The organism is Nocardia sp. (genome assembly GCF_025465275.1).
Classification (GTDB): Bacteria; Actinomycetota; Actinomycetes; order Mycobacteriales; family Mycobacteriaceae; genus Nocardia.
Map to the genome: position 1 here is coordinate 120,393 of NZ_JAODNK010000049.1, position 15,372 is coordinate 135,764.

Consider the following 15,372-nt stretch of genomic DNA (forward strand, 5'->3'; position numbering starts at 1 on the left):
CACTGTAGATGTCGGTTGTAGGTCTACAGTGTTGACATGGGCGCGGCAGCGGCGTGTACTGGAGGGATCAATAGAGAAACTAGGTATCACTCATGATCGTTCTCGGATTGGTCCTGCTCGTTGTGGGATTTCTCTTGGGCTTCCACCTCCTGGTCACACTCGGGATCATCTTGCTGATCATCGGCGCAGTGCTGATGGTCGCGGGCCGGACCGGGCACGCCGTCGGCGGCCGCAGCCACTACTACTGATCGATAGCGACACGGGCGTAAAGCACCACTGAGGAGTCTCGATGATCGTCATCATCGCCCTGAGCGTCGGAATCGCCATCGGCGCAATCGGAATGGCGGTTATGAACCGCCATCCGCACTCCGGGGGCACCGCGGCGGGCCGCGACCTGAATGAAAATGCCGGCGGCTCCAGGCATATCCGCACCCACCCGAGCTGGCGGGACCGACTCGAGTGACCAGCGCAGGAAAGGGACTGCCACGATGAGCATCGGAGGGGCGATCGCCCACAGGGCCAAGATCACCCGCGGCACGATCAAGCAGTTCGTGGGCCGCGCCATCGGCGACACCCAACTGCGGAATCAGGGCCGTCTCGACCGTGCCACCGGCAATGCCGCGCGCGCGGTCGACAAACTCGGCAACGCTCTCAAGCCCTGACCTCCGCGCGCGGTCGCGCGGAACAGGCAATAGTGGTCATATGGGCAACAACGCAACAGTCGCGGCCGCGTTCGAACCTCTCCTGCAGGCCGCCTTCGGGTCACAGCCGCCGCTACGGTTCGAGTTCTGGGACGGCAGCGCGGTGCAACCTGCCGGTGAATCTCCCGGCACTATGCGCATCAATTCGAAAGACGCACTAGGACATATGGTTTGGGCGCCCGGCGAGCTAGGCCTGGGCCGCGCTTTCGTGTCCGGCAGTGTCGACCTCGACGGTGATATCTTCAAGATTCTTCGTGCCCTGCAGACCGCGGTGCCGGACAGCGCCCGGCTGGGCCTCGGCGGTGCGGTCAAGGCCGCCGGTGCGGCGCGGCAACTCGGCGCACTGAGTCATCGTCCGAAGCCGCCGCCCGAGGAAGCACCGCCTCCGCGGGGCTGGCTGCACACGCGCGGGCGTGATGCGGCGGCCATCAGCCACCACTACGACGTCGGCAATGATTTCTACAGCCTGGTGCTCGGGCCGAGCATGACCTACTCGTGCGCACGCTTCGTCGCCGCGGACGACGACGGCCGCCGGCTTGCCGATGCCACCGTCTCGCTGGAAGACGCGCAGGCCGCGAAACACGATCTGATCTGCCGCAAGCTGGGCCTGACCGAGCGCCGCGGCATGCGCCTGCTGGATGTCGGCTGCGGCTGGGGTTCCATGGCCATGCACGCGGCCGAGGTCTACGGCGCGCAGGTCGTGGGTGTCACGATCAGCAAGGAGCAGGCCGAATCCGCTCGCAAGCGCGTCGCCGACGCCGGCCTCTCCGACAATGTCGAAATCCGCCTCTCCGACTACCGCGACCTGCGTGGCGAGGAATTCGACGCCATCTCCTCGATCGGCATGTTCGAACACGTCGGCGCGAATCGAATGGCCGCGTACTTCGAAACCCTGCGCGCACTGCTCCATCCCGAAGGCCGCCTGCTCAACCATGCGATCTCGTCCAAGGGCGGATCCAAGATCACCGCACGTTCCTTCATCGGCCGCTACGTCTTCCCCGACGGCGAACTGCTCGACGTCGGCGATGTCACCCTGGCCATGGAACGTGCCGGCTTCGAAGTCCGTGACGTGGAAGCCCTCCGCGAGCACTACGCCCTCACCCTTCGTCAATGGGTCGCCAACCTCGAAAATGCCTGGGGCGAAGCAGTTTCCCTCGCAGGCGAAGGCCGTGCCCGCATCTGGCGCATCTACATGGCCGCCTCCGCCCTCGGCTTCGAAGACGGCGGCATCGGACTCCATCAGGTCCTCGGCGTAGTCCCCGACTCCCGAGGCGGCACGGGTATGCCCGGCACCCGGCGTGCCTGGGCCTGACTCGACCCCGTTCTAGGAGAACGTAATTGGGCCCGGCAGCTGCCGGGCCCAATTCGTGAGCGAACCCGCTGCGGCGTATTCGACCATGATGGGCCGACCGGCCCAGGTCGGGCGGCCGTTGACATCCTCACCAGATCGAAATACCGTCGGTATTCGAATGCTGACGGTATCAAGGTGGAGGATGTGCGGCATGAGGGATCCATGGGCCGGGGCGGAACAGGCCCGCCGCCGCGGCGCCGAGATGGCGGAGGGTCGTCGATGACCGCGCCTCGTCAACCTCGGGTCGTGATCATCGGCGCCGGTGTTTCCGGTATCGCCAGTGCGATTACGCTGCAGCGCAATGGCTTCCACGATTTCGTGATTCTGGAGAAGGGTTCCGATGTCGGCGGGGTCTGGCATTGGAACCGCTATCCGGGGCTGACCTGCGATGTGCCTTCGCAGGTGTACCAGTTCGGATTCGCGCCGAAGCCGGACTGGTCGCATGTGTTCGCACCCGGCCCGGAGATCCAGCGCTACCTTGCCGATATTGTCGACCAGTTCGCCCTGCGCCCGCACCTGCGGGTCGACGCGGAGGTGGTCGCGGCGGAGTTCACCGGCTCCGGCTGGCGGGTCGAGACCGGCGACGGGGAAACCTACGACGCCGACTTCGTGATCGCCGCCACCGGGGTCCTGCATCATCCGGCCTGGCCCGATATCGCGGGACTGGACGGATTCACCGGCGATGTACTGCACACCGCCCGCTGGGACGATGCCGTGCCGACCGCCGGACGCCGGATCGCCGTGATCGGCACCGGATCGACCGGGGTGCAGGTGGTTTCGGCATTGCAGCCGCAGGCGCAGCAGATCACGCATTTCGTGCGCAGCCCGCAGTGGGTGATCTGGGCCCCGATGCAACTGCCGCAACCGGCGTTCGTCGGCGCCGTGCTGGACCGGCTACCGGCCCTCAACCGCGCGCTCTACCAGGCCGGGATGACGGGTGCGAAGTTGTTCACCGATATTGTCACCCGGCCGAGCTGGCGGCGGCGTGCCGTCCAGCAGTACGCGCGATTGAGTCTGCGCGCCCAGGTCGACGACCCGGAACTGCGCGAGCAACTCACCCCCGACTACCAGCCGCTGTGCAAGCGACAGGTGTTGTCCGGCAGCTACTATCGCGCGCTGCGCGCCGGCAATGCCGAACTTGTCACCACCGGCATCGAGTCGATCACCCCGACGGGCATCCGCACCTCCGACGGCCGCCACCACGAGGTCGACACGATCGTCTTCGCCACCGGTTTCCGCGCGCACGACTACATGCGCCCGATGAAATTGACCGGCCGAGAAGGAATCTCGATCGACGAGGCCTGGGCTAAGGGCCCCCGCGCCTACCGAATGACCGCAATCCCCGGTTTCCCCAACCTCTTCACCGTCCTGGGCCCCAACTCACCCACCGGCTCCATCCCCCTGCACCACGCCGCCGAGGTCACCGCCCGCTACATCACCTCCTGGATCAACCGTTGGAGCACAGGCGAATTCGACACCGTAGAGGTCACCGAAGCAGCTACCGACCGCTTCGGCGCCCACGTGGCCGAAGCCCTCGGCCCCACGGTCTGGAACACCGGCTGCAACTCCTGGTACTTCACCGAAGGCGGTCATATAGACCTCCTCCCCTTCGATCGCCACACTATGGAAACCATGCTCACCGACCCCGACCCCGATGACTTCCACCTGACCACGCAGGGAACGTAGCCGCCATATACATTTGCTCGTTCAGTTTTCCTCTGCGAAAGGGTTACGCCATGTCGATCACTGCCAACAAGGTTGTCTCCATCGACTACACCCTGACCGACGACGACGGCGAGGTCATCGACACCTCGACCGGCGCCGAACCGCTCGAGTACCTGCACGGTGCGGACAATATCGTCCCCGGGCTGGAAGGCGCGCTGGAGGGCAAGGCCGTCGGTGACGAGCTGAAGGTCGTCATCGAGCCGGAGGACGGCTACGGCGAATACGAGGCCGAACTGATCAGCATCGTGAGCCGCAGCGATATCGAAGGCATCGACGAGCTCGAGGTCGGTATGGAACTGCAGGCCGAGACCCCCGACGGCGACGTCCAGATCATCACCATCCGCGAGCTGGACGGCGATGAGGTGACCGTCGACGCCAATCACCCGCTGGCCGGTCAGCGCCTGACCTTCCAGGTCCGCGTCGTCGAGGTCCGTGACGCCACCGCGGACGAGCTCGCCCACGGCCACCCGCACGGCGACGACGACCACGAGCACTGATTCTCCGGTCGGCCGGAATTGGGCCCGGCAAATTCCGGGCACAATTTATAGTAGAAACTTCGAATGGTCCGGGCGCGGTATGTTTTATGCTAAATAATGAAACATACCGAACGGCCTTCTCATTTTAGGAGCGACCGGTCGGCGACGCTCACGGGCGATTTTGTTAGTTACTTCACTACTGCCCGAATATGCTCTCCCGGTTTGATCAACAGCAGTACATCGCCTAGTCTGATGGATAGTTGAACACCCGGCCGCCCACGGAAGTGTGGTCGTCAAAGCGACACTTCGTGTCCAGGACGGTGGGGCATTCCAGATATGGAAAGCAGCGAGCTGCGGCAAATCGACATCGAACTCGAGCCGAGTTTCCCCGATATGCATATTTCGGTAGTCGACAGATCTTGGCGAATTCTGATAGCGGCAAGTTCCGGAGACTGCGGTGGTCTCGCCCGAGAGCTGCCGAGATTCGGTCATCAGGTGGCCACGGTGGATACCGGAAGAATGGCTATGAAGCTGTTCGATCGCGCCGATCTACTGCTGCTCGATCCGGATCTGCCGGATTTCGACGGCTTTGCGGTCTGTCGCTCGATTCGCGCCCGGCATGCGCTGCCGATCATTGTGGTCACCGACCGAACCTCCGAACTCGATTGTGTCCTCGGACTGCGTTCGGGTGCGGACGACTATCTGGCCCGGCCCTTCGGCATTCGGGAACTCGTCGCGAGAATCGATTCGGTCATGCGGCGCGCGTGCCCGGACCCCGCCGAGGAAGAACCGTCTGTCACCCGGTGCGGCGCACTGCGCATCGACGATGCGACCCGCGAGGTCGCCGTAGGCGGTAGACCTGTGGCGCTGACCAGGAAAGAATTCGATCTGCTGTGCCTACTGTCCCGGCGGCCCGGAGTTGTGGTGCCGCGGCAGCAGATTCTGCGTGAGGTGTGGGACGGATCGTGGTCACAGCACACCGTGGACACCCATGTCAGCAGCCTGCGGGCGAAATTGGGATCGAGTGACTGGATCGTCGCGGTGCGCGGTATCGGATTCAAGCTGATGCCGGTGTCCGAGATCGCGGTATGAGAAGGGCCGCCGACTCGGCGAGTCGGCGGCCGCTCATCTCAGTCGCCTACGGCGATGACGTTCAGATGCTCGTCGAAGATATAACCGGCCGGCGCCTCGCCGGTGCGCATTACCTTGGTCAGATTCATTCGGCTCAATCGCCAGCCCGCCGCTGTGCGCCTGGCGTCCGCTTCGATATATCCCCACACGATGAGTGGCGGCGCTCCGGTCGTGACATGCTCATGTGTAGCGGTGAGATTCACTCGTACCACGGCATTGTCGCCATGAATATCGGCATGACAATCGGTGGTCACGTGATGCGTAGGGCCGAATAGCGCAACGACTTCCGTCATATGCTCGGCGAGTCCCTCGATGCCGCGATAATCCTCGGGTGGCAATTCGAGTAGCACATCGGTGGTGAAGAGCGACTCCGCCCAGGCGTCATTCATCGATTTGCGATCCTCGAAGAAGAAGAAGCTATCGAAGAGTGCGGCAATATCGCGATGGTCTCGCAGCTCGCGAACTTCCGCGCGCAGCGCCGCGATCTCATCGCGGAGTTCGTTCTCGGAACTATTTCTCATGATTCATCCCTGAGATTCTTCGCTGCCCACGGCAACGGTGGTATCCGTATTATTGGTGCCGAACCGGCCGGTGAGCCGGAGACCGTCGCGAATATTCAATGACATCAACGAGATATTGGTCGCGCCCGCGATGAGCTCCAGGGCCTGCACGCAATAGAACGCGACCCCGAAGTTGCCGTGCCCGGCGAGCACATCCAGGGTGATCGCCGAGGGGATCAGTACGAGCAGCCCGTTGCCGGCGATGAACGGCATCCGGTGCTTCTTCGCGAGGACGAGCGGAAAAGTCGACCCCGCGGACATGCGGAAGCCGCTCGCCCCGGTGATCGCGAGGGCGAGGACCAGGATCGGCAGGCCCCACGGAATCGTCTGCTTCAGCGTGGTGACGTCCTGCTTCGATCCGAAGATCTCCGTCACGACGGTCGAGATCCAGAAGGTCAGGATGGTGGTCAGTCCGAGTGCGCCCGCGATGGGATGAATGCGGGAGAGCATGGTTTACCTCTCTTCGGCGGTCAGGTGGCCCGATCGGCTTCGAGGTTGCCGATGGCCTGTCGGGCCATGCGGAGGAAGTCCTCTTCCGACGCGTCCGGAAACCCCGCGGTGGCAATCTCGTTCACCTCGAGCGCGGCCGCGACCAGCGCGGCCCGCAGTTCCTGGGCACGATCGGTGAGATGGATCAGCGCCCGCCGCCCGTCCGCGGGGTCGGCGGTCCGCTCGATCAGCCCGTCACGCTCCATCCGCTTGAGCGTGTGGGCCATGGTCGACTGATCGATGCGTACTTTCTCGCAGAGTTCGTTCTGCGAGACGCCATCCTTCTCGTACAGCGCGAGTAGTTGTGCGAATTGCCCTGGCACCACACCGTATTCGGCGATTCGATCACGCAGCGCCTGCTCCATGAGCCGTGCGAGATGGTTGATCACATATCCCAGTGAGGTGCGCCGGTCCATCGGCAGCGTCTCGAGCGGTTCCATGCCCACCTTCCATCGATATTCGTCCGCGGCTGCTCTCAGAATACATGGCAAGCCATATAAGTGCGACCGCTGGTGAAATGCGCTGCGGCGGTGCGCGGTAGCGGCATGGTAGGGGCGGTATCGGCGACCGGCAACCGGGCGGCGCAGATCTTGAAGCGCACCGGATGAATCGGACGAAGTCCGAAATCTCGAGGCTTTCGGCGTACAGCTCCTGAAGGTTTCCGGAGGTTCTGTTCACCGGGCGGTGATCTTGCCTGAACACGATTATCTCTGAACCCCAACGACTTTCAGGAGACACCGTGCGAAAAGTGTTGATCGCCAACCGCGGTGAGATCGCCGTTCGAATAGCGCGGGCGTGCCGGGATGCCGCAATCACCGCCGTCGCCGTGTACGCGAACCCGGACCGCGACGCCGTCCATGTGCGCGCCGCGGACGAGGCCTATGCCCTCGGCGGGGATACCGCCGCGACCAGCTACCTGAATATCGACGCCGTACTCGCCGCGGCGCGGGCCTCCGGCGCCGACGCGGTCCATCCGGGATACGGATTCCTCTCCGAGAACGCCGATTTCGCCACCGCGGTGCTCGAGGCGGGACTCATCTGGATCGGCCCGCCCGCCGATGTCATCCGCGACCTCGGTGACAAGATGACCGCCCGCCGCATTGCCGCCGCGGCCGGAGCGCCGATTGTCGCCGGCAGTCCCGGCCCGGTCACGGATCCGGACGAAGTGGTGATATTCGTCAGGAAGTACGGGCTGCCGGTGGCGATCAAGGCCGCCTTCGGTGGTGGCGGCCGCGGCCTGAAAGTGGCACGCACGCTTGCCGAAATCCCCGAATGCTTCGAATCCGCGGTGCGCGAGGCGCACGCGGCGTTCGGGCGCGGCGAATGCTTCGTGGAGCGGTATCTGGACCGGCCCCGGCATGTGGAGACCCAGTGCCTGGCCGATGCGGCCGGGAATGTGGTGGTGGTATCGACCAGGGACTGCTCGCTGCAGCGGCGGCATCAGAAGCTCGTCGAGGAAGCGCCCGCGCCCTTCCTCACTGCGGCCCAGCAGGCGGCGCTGGTCGACGCCTCCAAGGCCATCCTCCGTGCGGCGGGCTACCGCGGCGCGGGCACCTGCGAGTTCCTCGTCGGGGCGGACGGCGCGCTGTCGTTCCTGGAGGTCAATACCCGGCTGCAGGTGGAACACCCTGTCACCGAAGAGATCACCGGCATCGACCTGGTACGGGAGCAGCTGCGTCTCGCCGCTGGCGGTCTGCTCGACTACCCCGATCCGAGCCCGCGCGGACACGCCATCGAGTTCCGCATCAACTGTGAGGATGCGGGCCGGAACTTTCTCCCCGGACCGGGCGTCGTCACCCGCTACCGCCCACCGAGCGGCCCGGGTGTGCGCCTGGACTCCGGGATCGAGGCGGGCAGCACGGTCGGCGCCCAGTGGGACTCGCTGCTGGCCAAACTCATTGTCACCGGCACGGATCGGGCGCAGGCGCTGCAGCGGGCGGCCCGCGCGCTGAGCGAATTCGAGCTCGACGGCCTTCCGACGACCCTCCCGCTGCACCGGGCCGTCGTCGCCGATCCGGACTTCACCGACGAGCCCTTCCGGGTGCACACCCGCTGGATCGAGACCGAATTCCGCAACAACATCGCACCGTATGCGGACAGTGCTGTGGCGCAGGGCATTCCGGTGCCGCGCGAGAGGGTGGTGGTCGAGGTGCGAGGCAGGCGGGTCGAGGTGACTTTGCCCGCGCGCGGCGGCAAACCAGTGCCCCGGCCCGCGCCGCGCGCTGTCCGCACCGGCTCGCCCGATCGTCCCACCGGCGACACCCTGACCGCACCGATGTCCGGAACCCTCGTGAAAGTCGCTGCGACAGAGGGCGACTCGGTCGCCTCCGGTCAGCTCATCGCGGTAATCGAGGCAATGAAGATGGAACAGCCGATCACCGCTCACAAGGCGGGCACCGTGGTCGGGCTGATCACCGAGATAGGTCAGAGCATCGGCACCGGCGCCGTGCTCTGCCGAATTCAGAACTGAGGGCAGACATGCACACCACTGTCACGGTCGCCAGCATGACCACCGCGGAGCGGGAACGCGTTGCCGCCGGGTTCGCGGAATTCGATGCCGCGGATACCCCGGCCGAGCCGAAAACCGTTCGGCGACAACTATTCCACTATCACAATGAGCTGCTCATCCACGTCGTGGACAGTGACGCACAGTCGCCCGATGAGCACACCGGTCCGGATCTGGTCCCGGGTGTGACCGCCTACGACAAGGCCACCGTGCCGTTCCGCCCGGCGGCCCGGCGCTACTACCACTGGCTGCCCGGCCCGGTGCACCCGAGCATGTACAGCACGCTGGTGGTGAACCGTCTCGTGCCCGCCCGCCGGGTGCAGGTCGCAAAGCTGTTCGCGGACTTCGATACCACCGAGGTACCGCACCGCATGGGCACTCGGCGCCGGCAATTGTTCGCCTATCACGGCGTCTATTTCCACCTGCAGGACTTCGAGACCCCGGACGGCGGCGCGGTGATCGCCAATGCCTGGAAGCAGGCCGATCCGCGCTTCATCCAGATCTGCGATGACCTCGATCCACTCATCGAGAAATACGACGTGGCCACGTGGCGCAAGCCCGCCGATGCCGTCGCGGATCGCTTCTACCACTGGGAGACAGCATGAAGACCCGGCGCGTTGTCATTACCGGAATGGAGGTGATCGCCCCCGGTGGGGTCGGCGCCAAACAGTTCTGGGAGCTGCTCACCTCCGGCCGCACCGCCACCCGGCGCATCAGTTTCTTCGATCCGGACCAATTCCGCTCCCGGGTTGCCGCGGAGGTCGACTTCGATCCGGAACTGCACGGCCTCACCCCGCAGGAGATCCAACGGCTCGACCGCACCGGGCAATTCGCCGTGGTCGGCGCACGCGGCGCGGTCGCGGACAGCGGCCTGGAATTCGACACCCTGGACCCGTACCGGATCGGCGTGGCGCTGGGCAGTGCCGTCGGCGCGACCATGCGACTGGAACAGGACTACCGCGTCATCAGCAATGGCGGCCGTTTGCACCTGGTCGATCAGAAGTACGCCGATCAGCATCTCTATCAGCATCTGATGCCCAGCTCGTTCGCCGCCGAGGTGGCGCTGACCGTCGGTGCGCAGGGACCGGTCACCGTGGTGTCCTCCGGCTGCACCTCCGGTCTGGACTCGGTCGGGTATGCCGTGCAGCTCATCGCCGACGGCTCGGCCGACATCATGGTCACCGGTGCGTCGGACGCGCCGATATCGCCGATCACCATGGCCTGCTTCGACGCCATCAAGGCGACGACGCCGCGCCACGACGCACCGGAATGCGCCTCACGCCCGTTCGATGCGTCCCGCAACGGCTTCGTCCTGGGGGAGGGGACCGCCATGTTCGTCCTGGAGGAACTGTCCGCGGCGCGACGGCGCGGCGCGCACATCTACGCCGAGATCGCCGGGTACGCCACCCGTGCCAACGCATATCACATGACCGGATTGCGTTCGGACGGTATCGAAATGGCCGAGGCCATCCGGGTGGCGCTGCGCGAGGCCGGACTGCCCGGGGAAGCCGTCGACTACATCAATGCGCACGGTTCGGGCACCAAGCAGAACGATCGCCACGAGACCGCGGCCTTCAAGCGGAGTCTGGGTGCGCACGCCTACAACGTCCCGGTGAGTTCGATCAAATCCATGGTTGGGCATTCGCTGGGCGCCATCGGTTCCATCGAGATCGCGGCGTCGGTGCTGGCGCTCGGCGCGAATGTGGTGCCGCCGACCGCGAATCTGCATACCCCGGACCCGGAATGCGATCTGGACTATGTGCCGCTCACCGCACGTGAGCATCGCACCGACACGGTACTGACCGTGGGCAGCGGATTCGGCGGCTTCCAGAGCGCCATGGTGCTGACCACCGTGACAGGAGCTGCGGCATGACCGGCGCGCTGATCAATGGAGTCGACGTGGTGCGCTACCGCACCGATACGCCCGCCGCGGCGAAAGCCGAGCTCGACCGCACCACCGCGGTGGTCACCGGAATCGGCATCACCGCGCCGAACGGCCTGGGCAGGCAGGCATATTGGGAGGCGACCCGGGCCGGGCGCGGCGGCATCGGCCGCATTACCCGCTTCGACCCGTCCGAGTATCCGGCCACGCTGGCGGGCGAGGTTCCCGGCTTCGAGGCGTCGGACCATCTCCCCAATCGGCTACTGCCGCAGACCGATCAGGTCACCCGGCTGGCGCTGGTCGCGGCGGAATGGGCACTGGCCGACGCCGGTATCGATACCGGATCGCTCGCCGAGTTCGATATGGGCGTGGTGACCGCCGCCGGTTCGGGCGGATTCGAATTCGCCCAGCGCGAGCTGTGCGCCCTGTGGAGCCGCGGCAGCCAATACGTCAGCGCCTATCAGTCCTTCGCCTGGTTCTACGCGGTCAATAGCGGCCAGATTTCCATCCGGCACGGAATGAAGGGCCCCAGCGGCGTTGTGGTCAGCGATCAGGCCGGTGGCCTCGACGCAATCGCGCACGCCCGCAGGCAGATTCGCAAGGGCATTCCGCTGATGGTGTCGGGCGGTATGGACGCTTCGATTTGTCCGTGGGGCTGGGCGGCACTGTGGACCAGTGGCCGGGTACACGCGGGCGAAGATCCTGAGCTCGCCTACCTGCCGTTCGATCCTCGGGCCACCGGGCAGGTGCCGGGCGAGGGCGGCGCCATCCTCATCCTGGAGTCCGCGGAGACCGCCCGTGGTCGAGGCGCGCGCAGCTACGGCGAGATCGCCGGTTACGCAGCGACTTTCGATCCGGCGCCGCACACCGGCCGGGAACCCGCGCTGTGCGCGGCGATCGAAATGGCCTTGGCCGACGCAGGTCTCGCCGCCGGCGATATCGACGTCGTCTTCGCCGATGCCGCCGGTGTTCCCGAGCTCGACCGCCTCGAAGCCGAGGCGATAGCGGCCGTATTCGGTCACCGCGCGGTTCCGGTCACCGCACCGAAAACCATGACCGGGCGGCTGTATTCGGGTGCGGGCCCCCTCGATGTGGCCACCGCGCTGCTCGCCATGGAGGCCGGTGAGATCCCGCCGACCATCAATATCGCGCCGGACTCCGATTCACCACTGGATCTGGTGGTCGGTGGGGCGCGGCGCGCAACGGTGCGTGCCGCGCTCGTACTGGCTCGCGGCCTCGGCGGATTCAATTCCGCCGTCGTTCTCACCGCTACCGAAGGAAGGGAAATCTCATGATATTCACCCTCGACGACCTCACCCGCATTCTCGAGGAGGGCTCCGGCGCTCCCGAGGAGGTGGACCTGGCGTCCGGCATTCTCGACCTCACCTTCGAGGATCTGGGCTACGACTCCCTGGCCATGCTCGAGACGGCCAGCCGGGTCGAACGGGAATTCGGTGTGACGCTGGAGGATTCGACCGTCATCGACGCCACCACGCCGCGCACCTTCCTGGCCGCCGTGAACGCGCTCATCCCTCTTCCCGCCCAATAGCAGGAGTCACCATGTCGCAATCACATGCCCTGGTCACCGGCGCGACCAGCGGTATCGGCCTGGCCGTCGCCCAGTTGCTCGGGGCCGGCGGCTACCGGGTCTATCTCGGGGCACGGACCGCCGAGAACGTCGCTACCACTGTGAAACAACTGCGTGAGGCCGGTCTCGAGGTGGACGGCGGCACCGTCGATGTGCGGTCCGGCGATTCGGTGCGCGAGTTCGTCACCGCCGCCACCGCACGATTCGGCCCGGTCGATGTGCTGGTCAACAATGCGGGCATCAGCGGTGGCGGAGTCACCGCGGATCTCGGTGACGAGATCTGGGACAACGTCATCGACACCAATCTCAACAGCGTCTTCCGGATGACCCGGGAGGTGCTCAATACCGGCGGCATGCGCCATCGCGGGCGGGGCCGCATCATCAATATCGCCTCGACGGCAGGCAAACAGGGTGTGGTGCTCGGCGCGCCGTACTCCGCCTCCAAGCACGGCGTTGTCGGCTTCACGAAATCGCTGGGCAATGAACTCGCCCCGACCGGCATCACCGTGAATGCCGTCTGCCCCGGATATGTGGAAACTCCTATGGCGCAACAGGTCCGGCGGAACTACGCCACCTTGCAGCAGACCAGCGAGGAAGCCGTCATGGCGAAGTTCACCGCCAAGATCCCGCTCGGCCGCTACTGCACGCCGGAGGAGGTGGCCGGGCTGGTCGGCTATCTGGCCTCCGATACCGCCGCATCCATCACCGCGCAGGCCATGAACGTCTGCGGCGGGCTCGGGAACTTCTGAAGGGGAACCACCATGGCTGAAATCATCGCTGAGACAACAGAATCTGTCACCGGTCAAACCGAACATGCCATCGAGGTCGCCGCGCCCGCGGCCACCGTCTACCGCCTGCTCGCCGAGGTGGAGAACTGGCCACAGTTGTTCCCGCCCACCATTTTTGCCGACTACCTGGACAACAACGAGCGGGAACAGCGCATCAGGATCTGGGCCACCGCGGGCGAGGGTGTCAAGCACTGGGTCTCGCGGCGGGTGCTCGATCCGGAGCGCCGCCGCATCGAATTCCGCCAGGAGGTCAGCAGTGCGCCGATCGCGGCGATGGGCGGCACCTGGATTGTCGATACGCTGCCCGACGACCGCTCCCACGTCCGCCTGCTGCACGACTACCGGGCAGTCGCGGCGGACAAGCTGAGCTGGATCGACGAGGTGGTCGACCGCAATTCCCGCACCGAACTCGCGGCACTGAAACGCAATATCGAACTCGGTGACGCGGGCGCGGATTCGGCCTTCTCGTTCGAGGATACGGTCGAGGTGCAGGGCGCGGCCGAAGACGTCTTCGGGTTCATCAGTGATGCGCAGCTGTGGCCCGAGCGGTTGCCGCACGTCGCCGGGGTGGAATTGACCGAACCCGGGCCGGGCATGCAGTCGCTGGCAATGGATACCGTCGCCATCGACGGCTCGCAGCATCGCACCATGTCGTATCGAATCGTGTTCCCGCATCACAAGATCGCGTACAAGCAGATCACCATGCCGGCCTTGATGACGCTGCACACCGGGTACTGGACGGTGCGGCCGCACGAGCGTGGGGTTTCGGTGTCCTCGCAGCACAGCGTTGTGGTGAATACCGACAATATCGCCGCGGTGCTCGGACCCGACGCGGATCTCACCAGCGCGAAGGCATACGTACAGCGGGCATTGAGCACCAACAGCCTGGCCACGCTGCGGCATGCCAAACAGTATGCGGAGGCCGGATCATGAGCCGGGCCGATGCGATCCGGGTGGTGGCACCAGGTGTACATCGGATATTGCTGGACGCCAACGGTATTCAGTTGTCCGCGCTGTTCAGCACCCCTGCGTTGAACCTGCCGCGCGCCACCATCGTCGCACTGCACGGTGCCGGGATGTCGTCGGCCTATTTCCACGGGCTCGCGCATCCCGATGTCTCCCTGCTGACCACCGCCACCCGGATGGGGTACGCCGTCCTGGCCCTCGATCGGCCCGGGTACGGCGCGTCTGCCGATCTGCTGCCGGACGGGCAATCGCTCGCCGAGCAGGTGGAAACGGTGCGTGCTGCGCTCGCCGACTTCACCGCGCGCAATGACATCGGGGCAGGACTGTTCCTGCTCGGGCATTCCTTCGGCGGCAAGCTCGCGCTCACCCTCGCGGGTGATTCGCCGGAGTTCGGGGGAGTGGAGGTGTCCGGGTGCGGGCACCGGTTCGCGCCGCTGGCGCCGGACGCCAAGGTGTGGAAGCGGAATTGGGGTGACCTGCAGCTGTATCCGCCGGGGACATTCACGCAGATCGGCTCCGCAGTGGATACACCGCCGCCCAGGGAGTTGGCCGACACCCTGACATGGCCGGACACCTTCGCCGAGGTGGCCGCGCGCATCCGGATTCCGGTGCAGCTCAGCTTCGCCGCACAGGAACGGTGGTGGCGCACCGATGCCGCCGCCCTCGACGAGTTGCCCGCACTGTTCGAATCCGCGCCGCGTATCAGCGTGGCCCGGGTACCGCACGCGGGCCACAACATCAGCCTCGGCTGGGCGGCGCGCGCGTACCACGCCGGTGCGCTGGCGTTCTTCGAAACCTGCCTGCTCGACCGCGCCGCCGCCTGACCGAGGAGGACCTGTCATGACCGAGGAATCCACGCTGCCGCGCTCGCCGGAGCCGGCCACGTTCGATCGCATCGACGAATTGCGCCTGCGCAAGGAGCTGGCGGAGACCGGGCCCGACGCGGCAGCCACCGAACGTCAGCACGCCAAGGGCAAACTCACGGCGCGAGAACGCATTTCGCTACTACTCGATCCGGAGTCGTTCACCGAGATCGAAGCGCTGCGACGGCACCGGGCCGTTGGATTCGGGCTCGAGCACCAGCCGTACACCGATGGGGTCGTCACCGGATGGGGGACCGTGGACGGGCGGACCGTATTCGTCTACGCACACGACTTCCGCATCTACGGCGGTGCGCTGGGTGAGGCGCATGCCGAAAAGATCCACAAG

At 65.6% G+C, this 15,372-nt stretch carries 19 protein-coding genes; 16 read left to right on the forward strand and 3 right to left on the reverse strand.

Annotated features, from left to right (window positions below; all coding sequences use genetic code 11):
- Nucleotides 1–92: 92 nt before the first annotated feature.
- The 7 genes from JWN03_RS11035 (at nt 93) to JWN03_RS11065 (ending at nt 5,345) form a co-directional block, all read left to right on the forward strand.
- Nucleotides 93–248, forward strand: coding sequence for a DUF6131 family protein (locus JWN03_RS11035; RefSeq protein ID WP_297613478.1), 156 nt, complete (start codon nt 93–95; stop codon nt 246–248).
- A 41-nt stretch (nt 249–289) separates the two neighbouring features.
- A complete protein-coding gene (locus tag JWN03_RS11040; RefSeq protein WP_297613480.1) occupies nt 290–463 on the forward strand; it encodes a hypothetical protein in 174 nt (57 codons plus the stop codon).
- 25 nt (nt 464–488) lie between these two features.
- Entirely contained in the window at nt 489–662 is a 174-nt protein-coding gene (locus tag JWN03_RS11045) for a CsbD family protein (RefSeq protein WP_297613481.1), read from the forward strand.
- Nucleotides 663–702: 40 nt separating this feature from the next.
- Nucleotides 703–2,013 carry an SAM-dependent methyltransferase gene (locus JWN03_RS11050; RefSeq protein WP_297613483.1) on the forward strand — a complete coding sequence of 437 codons (1,311 nt, stop codon included), beginning with the start codon at nt 703–705 and terminating at the stop codon, nt 2,011–2,013.
- A 258-nt stretch (nt 2,014–2,271) separates the two neighbouring features.
- Nucleotides 2,272–3,738: a flavin-containing monooxygenase gene (locus JWN03_RS11055; protein WP_297613485.1), complete on the forward strand. Its 1,467-nt coding sequence runs from the start codon at nt 2,272–2,274 to the stop codon at nt 3,736–3,738.
- A gap of 50 nt (nt 3,739–3,788) precedes the next feature.
- On the forward strand, nt 3,789–4,274 hold the full coding sequence (locus JWN03_RS11060) for an FKBP-type peptidyl-prolyl cis-trans isomerase (RefSeq protein ID WP_297613487.1): 486 nt from the start codon (nt 3,789–3,791) through the stop codon (nt 4,272–4,274).
- Nucleotides 4,275–4,646: 372 nt separating this feature from the next.
- Nucleotides 4,647–5,345: a response regulator transcription factor gene (locus JWN03_RS11065; protein ID WP_441342969.1), complete on the forward strand. Its 699-nt coding sequence runs from the start codon at nt 4,647–4,649 to the stop codon at nt 5,343–5,345.
- Nucleotides 5,346–5,383: 38 nt separating this feature from the next.
- Here the strand turns inward: JWN03_RS11065 and JWN03_RS11070 are convergent, their stop codons facing one another.
- Genes JWN03_RS11070 through JWN03_RS11080 form a run of 3 tightly spaced genes read right to left on the reverse strand, consistent with a single transcriptional unit; the run spans nt 5,384 to nt 6,873 of the window.
- Entirely contained in the window at nt 5,384–5,905 is a 522-nt protein-coding gene (locus JWN03_RS11070; RefSeq protein ID WP_297613489.1) for a nuclear transport factor 2 family protein, read from the reverse strand.
- 3 nt (nt 5,906–5,908) lie between these two features.
- A complete protein-coding gene (locus tag JWN03_RS11075) occupies nt 5,909–6,394 on the reverse strand; it encodes a hypothetical protein (protein ID WP_297613491.1) in 486 nt (161 codons plus the stop codon).
- Nucleotides 6,395–6,414: 20 nt separating this feature from the next.
- Nucleotides 6,415–6,873, reverse strand: coding sequence for a MarR family winged helix-turn-helix transcriptional regulator (locus tag JWN03_RS11080; RefSeq protein WP_297613493.1), 459 nt, complete (start codon nt 6,871–6,873; stop codon nt 6,415–6,417).
- Nucleotides 6,874–7,172: 299 nt separating this feature from the next.
- Here JWN03_RS11080 and JWN03_RS11085 point away from each other — a divergent pair, with 299 nt between their 5' ends.
- The 9 genes from JWN03_RS11085 to JWN03_RS11125 form a co-directional block, all read left to right on the forward strand.
- Nucleotides 7,173–8,903 carry an acetyl/propionyl/methylcrotonyl-CoA carboxylase subunit alpha gene (locus tag JWN03_RS11085; protein ID WP_297613495.1) on the forward strand — a complete coding sequence of 577 codons (1,731 nt, stop codon included), beginning with the start codon at nt 7,173–7,175 and terminating at the stop codon, nt 8,901–8,903.
- Nucleotides 8,904–8,911: 8 nt separating this feature from the next.
- Nucleotides 8,912–9,544, forward strand: coding sequence for a TcmI family type II polyketide cyclase (locus JWN03_RS11090; protein ID WP_297613497.1), 633 nt, complete (start codon nt 8,912–8,914; stop codon nt 9,542–9,544).
- Entirely contained in the window at nt 9,541–10,812 is a 1,272-nt protein-coding gene (locus tag JWN03_RS11095; RefSeq protein WP_297613498.1) for a beta-ketoacyl-[acyl-carrier-protein] synthase family protein, read from the forward strand. The genes JWN03_RS11090 and JWN03_RS11095 overlap by 4 nt, the downstream gene beginning before the upstream one ends.
- Complete coding sequence (locus JWN03_RS11100; protein ID WP_297613499.1) at nt 10,809–12,116, forward strand: ketosynthase chain-length factor; 1,308 nt, start codon at nt 10,809–10,811, stop codon at nt 12,114–12,116. Before JWN03_RS11095 ends, JWN03_RS11100 begins: the two co-directional genes overlap by 4 nt.
- A complete protein-coding gene (locus tag JWN03_RS11105; protein ID WP_297613501.1) occupies nt 12,113–12,370 on the forward strand; it encodes an acyl carrier protein in 258 nt (85 codons plus the stop codon). The genes JWN03_RS11100 and JWN03_RS11105 overlap by 4 nt, the downstream gene beginning before the upstream one ends.
- An 11-nt stretch (nt 12,371–12,381) precedes the next feature.
- Entirely contained in the window at nt 12,382–13,158 is a 777-nt protein-coding gene (locus JWN03_RS11110) for an SDR family NAD(P)-dependent oxidoreductase (protein WP_297613502.1), read from the forward strand.
- 12 nt (nt 13,159–13,170) lie between these two features.
- A complete protein-coding gene (locus tag JWN03_RS11115; protein ID WP_297613503.1) occupies nt 13,171–14,130 on the forward strand; it encodes an aromatase/cyclase in 960 nt (319 codons plus the stop codon).
- Complete coding sequence (locus JWN03_RS11120; RefSeq protein WP_297613505.1) at nt 14,127–14,987, forward strand: alpha/beta hydrolase; 861 nt, start codon at nt 14,127–14,129, stop codon at nt 14,985–14,987. The genes JWN03_RS11115 and JWN03_RS11120 overlap by 4 nt, the downstream gene beginning before the upstream one ends.
- A gap of 16 nt (nt 14,988–15,003) precedes the next feature.
- Nucleotides 15,004–15,372 (forward strand): carboxyl transferase domain-containing protein (locus tag JWN03_RS11125; RefSeq protein ID WP_297613507.1); only part of this gene is annotated, 369 nt, incomplete at its 3' end.